Raw genomic sequence first — 643 nt, 5'->3', positions numbered from 1 at the left:
TGGGATTGTTAGTATGAATCATGAGAGTTACCTCGTGTTTTGTATAAGGATTGGACACCCATATCAAAACCGGTAACTCTCAACCTTGCAAGGTCCAGTGTCAGATCAAGTCGCGACTAATACATCTTACGGTTGGGGAACACGTACGCTCTTCCACACTGAGCTACCGACCCAATGGACAGAATTGCTCAAAGGGCCGTAACGAGAAAAGCTTTCACAACCAGAGAGAGAATACCCAAAATTCCAGCACTCAGCATCCAGCGCATTAACTTTTGCTCAGAGCGAATACCCGCCATCTCAAGCTGTAAATCCTTGCGGACTAATTGCATATCCTTACGAACGTCAGATATCTGCGCCTCGGTCTTCTCGAAGCGAGCTTGCATTTGAGCTTCGTTCTTCTCGAAGCGAGCCTGCATCTGAGCTTCGTTCTTCTCGAAGCGAGCGTCAATATCCTTACGAACATCGGCTATCTCTGCGGACAGGTCCTTACGAACATCGGCTATCTCTGCGGACAGGTCCTTGCGGACATCGGCTATCTGAACCGTTAAATCTTTGCGCACGTCTTCAAGGTCACGCTTGGTAGCAAGGTCTGCAACCTCATGGGACTGACGCACAACAAGGGTTATAGCCTTGGCCTGCTCTC

At 49.1% G+C, this 643-nt stretch carries 1 protein-coding gene; it reads right to left on the bottom strand.

The features are described from left to right. Positions 1–188: 188 nt before the first annotated feature. A partial coding sequence (locus ACTBDZ_RS18320) for a hypothetical protein (protein WP_438816334.1) occupies positions 189–643 on the bottom strand: 455 nt, incomplete at its 5' end.

This window comes from Symbiopectobacterium sp. (genome assembly GCF_051710365.1).
GTDB lineage: Bacteria > Pseudomonadota > Gammaproteobacteria > Enterobacterales > Enterobacteriaceae > Symbiopectobacterium.
The sequence above is the reverse complement of the archived record's forward strand: the minus strand, read 5'-3'. Positions and strand labels throughout refer to the sequence as shown.